We start from the raw sequence: 7,201 nt of genomic DNA on the forward strand, positions 1-7,201 counted from the left end.
CCGAAGATGCGGAAGGGCGTCCGCAGCAAGGTCTCGTTCAGTCCGGAGACGTAGCCCGCCAGCCGCCGGGAATTGAAGTTAAAGACGCTCTTCACTTCATCCCGGTCCTCAGAGGGAATGGGGTCTCCGGTGACCAGCAGCACGTTGTGGACGCCCTCGATGGAGAGGCCCAGCAGCAGCGCCTTGGTGGCGTTGAGGTTCCGGTCCCGGCAGGTCATGTGGGGCAGGGGCTCGATGCCAAGCTCCCGTTTTATCTTGCAGGCCAGGAGACTGCTGTCCGCCCGGGGGCGGCCAATGGGGCAGTCCGCAATGGTAACCGCGTCCGCGCCTGCGTCCCGCAGCGTCTTCACTCCCTCCAGGAAAAAGGCGATATCGTCGTCCACCGGGGGGTCCAGCTCCACCGCGATCACCCGCCGTCCGCCATCCAGCTTCTTTGCCAGGGTGTTGGCGGAGGCGGCGGACCGGGGCTCCGGCGCGCCGCCGGAGGAGACGGAGACCGTAATCCGCCGCGGCTCCGCCAGGGCCTTTGCGGCCCCGGCGATGTGAGCGGGCGTCGTGCCGCAGCAGCCCCCCACGATGGAGGCCCCCGCCTGGACAATCTCCGCAAGCTTTTGACCAAAGTAGTCCGGCGTTCCCTGAAACACCGTCCTGCGGCCCTGCACCGTGGGATATCCGGCATTGGGCATGACCGACAGCGCCACGCCGCCGGCGTCCAGCCCCCGGATGTATTCCAGCAGGTGATGAGGACCGGAGACACAGTTGAAGCCCACGGCGTCGATCTCCTCCAGGGCGGCGGCGCGGCGGAGCAGGGTCTGGCCGAAGTCCCCCTCCCGTGTGGTTCCGTCAAAGGACACGGCGAAGGAGGTGATGAGATATGCCTCCGGACAGCGCGCCTTGAGATACTGGGCCAGTTTCCGTAATCCATGGTCGCTGGGCAGCGTCTCCAGAAGGAAGTGCTTAACGCCCTGCTCTAAAAACAGATCCGCCTGGCGGCAGTAGTTCTCCGCCCGGCGCAGCTCCCGGCTCTCCGGGGCAGGGCCGATGTCCGCAAAGACATAGGCCCCATAGGGCTCCGCGCACTCCAGCGCCAGTTGGGAGGAGGCCGCAATGATCCTTTGAGCCGTGTTTATATCCCCTCGGGCCAAATCCGTTCCCACGGTAAAGGTGTTGGTTTTGATCGCCCTGCATCCGGCCTCCAGATAGGCCCGGTGGATGCCCTTGATCTCCGATGGATGCGTCAGGCTCCCCAGCTCACAGCGCTCCCCCGCCCGGCCGGGCAGAGCGGCGAAATAAGTGCCCATGGCGCCGTCAAACAGCAGCGGGGCATTCTCTTTCAAGCAGGTCCTTATATCCGTCATCCCAGCACCCTCCTGGCAATCTCCACAGACTGGCGGGCATCCCTGGCATATTCGTCCGCGCCGATCCGCGCCGCGTACTCCGGTGTCACCACCGCGCCGCCCACAAAGACCACCGGCGGGCGTTCCAGGGCCCGCAGGCGGCGGACGGTCTCCTCCATGGCAGGCAGAGTCGTGGTCATCAGGGCGGAGAGGCCCACCAGACTGGCCTCCTGGGCCGCCGCGGCCTGGGCCACTGTCTCCGGCGGTACGTCCCGGCCCAGGTCCACCACCTCATAGCCATAGTTCTCCAGCACGGTTTTCACAATGTTCTTGCCGATGTCATGGATATCCCCCCGAACGGTGGCCACGATGAGCTTTCCTTTTTTCACCGGCGCGCCGCCCTTTTCCACGATGGAGGCCCGGACGGCCTCAAACACTTCCTGGGCCGCCTGGGCCGCACTGAGGAGCTGGGGCAAAAACACCGTCCCCCGCTCATAACCCTCCCCCACGCTGTCCAGGGCGGGAATCAGGCGGCGCTCCACCAGCGTGAGGCCGTCCTCCGTTTGGAGGAGCGCCTTCGCCAGGCGGGCGGCGTCAGCCTTTAAGCCGCGGGCCACCGCCTCCTCCAGTGTGCTTACACCGCTCAGGACAGGCGCAGTCTGCCCCGTGGGAACAGCGGAGACAGCGGCGAACCGGGCAATATAGTCCCGGCACTGGTCATCCTCCCCGGAGAGAACCCGGAACGCGGCCACGGCATCCATCATCTCCCGCTGGTTGGGGTTGACAATGGGGAGCGTCAGCCCCGCCGCCAGGGCCTGGATCAAAAAGTTCTGTGTGATCAAGGCGCGGTTTGGCAGACCGAAGGAGATGTTAGATACGCCCAGAACGGTCTGGAGCCCCAGCTCCTGCCGGACGGTGCGCACCGCTTTCAGGGTTTCCTCCGCCTGCTCCTGCTGGGCGGAGACCGTGAGGGCCAGGCAGTCAATCCAGAGATCTTCCCTGGGAATCCCCTGGGCCAAAGCCGCCTTCAAGATGCGTTCTGCAATCTCCACCCGCTTCTCCGCCGTCTGAGGGATGCCGTCCTGGTCCATGGCAAGACCCACTACGGAGGCTCCGTACTTTTTCACGATGGGCAGCACCCGCGCCAGCACTTCGGGCTTCCCGTTGACGGAGTTCACCGCCGCCTTGCCGTTGTAGACCCGCAGTGCCGCCTCCAGGGCGTCTGGATTGGAGGAGTCCAACTGCAGTGGCAGAGAAACGGCGCTCTGGAGCTTTTTCACCACCCGGGGCAGCAGGGCCGCCTCATCCACCCCGGGACAGCCCACGTTCACGTCCAGAATGTCCGCTCCGGCCTCCTCCTGCTGGACGGCCACGTCCAGAATATAGTCCAGATCGTCCTCCAGCAGCGCCTGCTGGAACCGCTTTTTTCCAGTTGGGTTCACCCGTTCGCCGATGACCCGCACGCCGTCCAGCCGCACAGGGTTCACCGGCGTGCAGACGAAGCTCCCCTCCAGGCACCGCCGGGGCGCGGGCCGCTTCCCATCCAATGCCGCTTTCAATCGGCGGATATACGCCGGGGAGGTGCCGCAGCAGCCGCCGAAGACAGTGACCCCCGCCTCCAGGCAGGGCAGCAGCGCGGCGGCAAAGTCCTCCGGCCCCATGCCGTAATGCCCGTCCACCGGGTCGGGCAGGCCCGCGTTGGGCTTGGCCGCCACCGGCAGGCGGGTGTTCTCGCACAGCTCCCGCAGCAGAGGGGCCAGCTGGTCCGGCCCCAGGGAGCAGTTCAGACCAATGGCGTCGGCCCCTAATCCCTCCAGCGTGCGGGCCATGGAGGCCACGGTGCAGCCGGTAAAGGTGCGGCCGCTCTCCTCAAAGGACATGGTCACCAGCACCGGCAGGGCGGTGTTCTCCTTGGCCGCCAGCAGGGCCGCTTTGGCCTCGTAGAGGTCCGTCATGGTTTCGACGGCCACGAGGTCCGCCCCTGCCGCCGCGCCGGCGGCCATCATCTCCCGGAACAGGTCATAGGCCCGCTCAAAGGTCAGGCTCCCCAGGGGCTCCAGCAGCTCCCCCAGGGGTCCCACGTCCAGGGCCACCAGGGCTTTTCCATCCACGGCCCGTTTGGCTGTGGAGACGGCGGCGGTGACGACCTCCGAAACGGCGTGACCGGAACGGGCCAGCTTCAAAGCGTTGGCCCCGAAGGTGTTGGCGTAGACCACCTGGCTCCCCGCCTCCGCGTACTCCCGGTACACGGAGGCCAGCAGCTCCGGATCCGTGAGATTCAGCAGATCCGGCATTCTCCCGGGGAGCAGGCCCCGCTGCTGGAGGACCGTGCCCATGGCTCCGTCTAAAATCAGGATCTTATCACGAAAGAGATCAGTTCCCACAGTGTTTTCCTCCCTTGCGAAGCGCACAGTGTTCCCGCATCTGACAGTAGGCACAGCCTCGGATCCGGGCCATCTGGGGCCGGTCCGACAGGCCGACGACGGCCGTGACAGACTTCACCGGATTCAGCAGCAGACTCTCCGTCACCGTAAGCCCCAGCCGCCTGGGGGCGTCCAGAGCGGCGCAGATGTCCCCCTGGCAGGCCAGCGGCAGGTCCCCATAGCCGGGGCTGAACCGGTCCGTGCGGTACTGTCCCGGGAAACGGGCGGACAGCTCCTTTTCCGCCTCATCGCAGCCCTGCTCCACCAGGGCGCTGCCGCAGGCGTCCAGAATGACGGCCCGGGCCATATCCCGGGCCTGCATGGCCGAAAGGGACAGATCAAACCGGGCCCCCAGCGTACAGGCCAGCAGCGCCGCCCGACGGCACTGGGCCAGCATTTTGCGGGCGGTTTCACCCGTCAAAATTACAGCCGTGCCCCGGAGAAATATCCCCTCACCCTGAAAATCCAGCTCGCAGACCTTATAGACATATCTGGGCCGCAGACCGGCAGACAGCGTCTCCGCCTCCGCCTCTACCTGGCGCCGCAGCGTTTCCGGCGCGTCCGCCGCCCCCAGGTACCGCAGGGCCTCCTCAAGTAAATGGGAGCTCAAATCCCATCCCGCCCTTCCGCAGAAAATACAGGTGCAAAGAGATGCACCTCTGTGCGTTTTGCTGAGAATTTTACACCCTTTCCGGCTCCGCGTCAATAATTACCGCCCTATTCCCGGTATCCGGCCGTTTTGACGTCTCCTTTCAGGGCTTGACGAAAGGGGAGGTGAATTGTAAAATATGCTGGTTAAATTAAGCCCTGTTTGATAAATAGCGAAATACCCAACGGCACGGGATCTTTTTGCCGGCCAAGGCGATCTGACGCCGCCATACGTTATGTATGGCAAGAAAAATCACAGTGGAGCGTCGGAAAGAGCTCCACCGCCTGGGCATTTTGACGTTTTTCAAACGAGGCCCAATCCTGACCAAAAGGAGGGAACCGACATGCAAGCCCTTTCCACCCGCACGGCCCATTTCACCGACTCGGTGATCCGCCGCATGACCCGGATCTCCAGCCGGTACGGCGCCGTGAACCTCTCCCAGGGCTTTCCAGACTTCGATCCGCCCCAGGCCATCCTGGACCGGCTGGCCCAAACCGCCGGGGAGAACGTGCACCAGTACTCCGTCACCTGGGGCGCCCAGAACTTCCGGGAGGCCCTGGCGGAAAAGCAGTCCCGCTTCATGGGGCGGCCCATTGACCCCGACGGCGAGATCACCGTTACCTGCGGCAGCACCGAGGCGATGATGGCCGCCATGATGACCGTGGCCAACCCCGGCGACAAGGTCATCGTCTTCTCCCCCTTCTACGAGAACTACGGCGCGGACACCATCCTCTCCGGGGCGGAGCCCATCTATGTGCCCCTGACGCCGCCGGCGTTCTGCTTCGACCCGGAGACGCTGGAGGACGCCTTCCGCCAGCGTCCCAAGGCGCTGGTGCTGTGCAACCCCTCCAACCCCTGCGGCCGGGTATTCACCCGGGAGGAGCTGGAGACCATCGCATCTCTCGCAGCGAAGTACGACGCTTACGTCATCACCGACGAGGTGTATGAGCACATCGTCTACGCACCCCATCAGCACACCTATTTCGCAGCCCTTCCCGGCATGTGGGAGCGGACCATCTCATGCTCCTCGTTGTCCAAGACCTACTCCATCACCGGCTGGCGGCTGGGCTACACCATCGCCCCGGCGGAGATTTCGGAGCGAATCAAGAAGGTCCACGACTTTCTCACCGTAGGCGCGGCCGCCCCCCTCCAGGAGGCGGTGATTCCCGGCCTGCAATTCGGCCAGGAGTACTACGACGGCCTGCTGGCGGAGTACACCCACAAACGGGAGCTGTTTCTGGGAGGCCTGGACGAGCTTGGTCTCAGCCACAGCACCCCGGAGGGGGCCTATTACGTCCTGCTTGACATCTCCCGGTACGGCTTCGACAGCGACCTTGCCTTCTGCGAGATGCTGGCCCGGGACATCGGCGTAGGGGCCGTCCCCGGCTCCAGCTTCTTCCGCGAGCCGGTAAACCATCTGATCCGACTCCACTTTGCCAAGCGGGACGAAACTCTGCTGAACGCTCTAAACCGCCTGGAAGGGCTGAAAAAACTCTGAAAATCCGTATTTTTGGAGAGAATAAGAGGAAAAACACATGAACAACACAAAAGAACTGAAGGGCTTTGGAAAATACTGCGCGGAGCAGAACATCTCCTTCACCGCCCAGCGCATCTTTATCGACGGCCTGGGCGGCATGGCGCACGGCCTTTTCGCCTCGCTTCTGATCGGCACCATTTTCAATACCATCGGCGTGTATCTCTTCGACCTGAACTACACCCTCTGGGGCCAGGAGTTTGCCCTGCTGGTGGACTCCAAGTCCTTTGCCTATGCCGTACAGGGCGCCGCCATGGGCGGGGCCATCGCCTACTCCATGAAGGCGCCGCCCTATGTGCTCTACTCCTGCTTGGCAGTGGGCTACGCCGCCAACTCTCTAGGCGGCACCGGCGGCCCCCTGGCGGTGTTTGTGGTGACACTGATCGCCATCTTCTTGGGCAAGCTGGTGTCCAAACGCACCCCGGTGGACCTGATCGTCACCCCCACTGTCACCATCCTCTCCGGTGTGCTGGCGGCATCCCTGATCGCGCCGCCCATCGGTGCCGCTGCCAGCTGGCTGGGGGACCTCATCATGTGGGCCACCAACCAGCAGCCCTTCCTCATGGGTATCCTGGTCTCCGCCATTATCGGCGTGATTTTGACCCTGCCCATCAGCTCCGCCGCCATCTGCGCCGCCCTCCATCTGGTGGGGCTGGCTGGCGGCGCCGCCGTGGCCGGGTGCTGCGCCCATATGGTGGGCTTCGCCGTGGCCTCATACCGGGAGAACGGTGTGGGAGGTCTTACCTCCCAGGGCCTGGGAACCTCCATGCTCCAAGTGCCCAATCTCCTGAGAAAGCCCGTCCTCTGGGTGCCCCCGGTGGTTGCCTCCATCGTCAACGGCCCCGTGGCCACCTGTATCTTCCGTATGAAGATGAACGGCGCGGCCATCTCCTCCGGCATGGGCACCTGCGGCCTGGTGGGCCCCATCGGCGTCGTCACCGGCTGGCTGAGCCCCTCCGAGGACGCCCTGGCCCAGGGGGAGGCCGCCCTCTCCGCCGGCGCTCTGGACTGGATCGGCCTAGCGCTGGTGGCGGTGGTCATCCCTGCCGCCGTGGCCTGGCTGGTTTCGGAGCTCATGCGGAAAAAGGGTTTTATCAAGGAGGGCGACTACAAGCTGGATCTGTGAAAATTAGCCTTTACCATGAACTAGAGCAGTTTTCTGAAATAGGATAGCGGATTTGAAGGATGATACCCACATCAAAAGCATCATAGGCCCCCGGATCGGGGTAATGGAACTCCACCTGGAAACGGATGCCCA

Annotated in this window: 5 protein-coding genes; 2 read left to right on the forward strand and 3 right to left on the reverse strand. The window is 64.2% G+C overall.

Going from position 1 to position 7,201, the window contains the following annotated elements:
- From QZ326_RS10140 to QZ326_RS10150, 3 genes are all read right to left on the reverse strand, one after another.
- Positions 1-1,358 (reverse strand): homocysteine S-methyltransferase family protein (locus QZ326_RS10140; RefSeq protein ID WP_295744793.1); only part of this gene is annotated, 1,358 nt, incomplete at its 3' end.
- Positions 1,355-3,721 (reverse strand): homocysteine S-methyltransferase family protein, encoded by a 2,367-nt coding sequence (locus QZ326_RS10145; RefSeq protein ID WP_295744796.1) that lies wholly within the window; start codon positions 3,719-3,721, stop codon positions 1,355-1,357. The genes QZ326_RS10145 and QZ326_RS10140, both read right to left, overlap by 4 nt.
- Entirely contained in the window at positions 3,711-4,370 is a 660-nt protein-coding gene (locus QZ326_RS10150; RefSeq protein WP_295744799.1) for a vitamin B12 dependent-methionine synthase activation domain-containing protein, read from the reverse strand. Before QZ326_RS10150 ends, QZ326_RS10145 begins: the two co-directional genes overlap by 11 nt.
- A 382-nt stretch (positions 4,371-4,752) precedes the next feature.
- Between QZ326_RS10150 and QZ326_RS10155 the strand changes: the two genes are divergently transcribed.
- Together QZ326_RS10155 and QZ326_RS10160 are read left to right on the forward strand one after the other, a co-directional pair.
- Complete coding sequence (locus QZ326_RS10155) at positions 4,753-5,907, forward strand: pyridoxal phosphate-dependent aminotransferase (protein WP_295744801.1); 1,155 nt, start codon at positions 4,753-4,755, stop codon at positions 5,905-5,907.
- Between the two features lie 37 nt (positions 5,908-5,944).
- Positions 5,945-7,069 carry a PTS transporter subunit IIC gene (locus QZ326_RS10160; protein WP_295744804.1) on the forward strand — a complete coding sequence of 375 codons (1,125 nt, stop codon included), beginning with the start codon at positions 5,945-5,947 and terminating at the stop codon, positions 7,067-7,069.
- The last annotated feature ends 132 nt before the right edge of the window (positions 7,070-7,201 follow it).

This window comes from uncultured Oscillibacter sp. (assembly GCF_910587525.1).
Lineage (GTDB): Bacteria > Bacillota > Clostridia > Oscillospirales > Oscillospiraceae > Oscillibacter.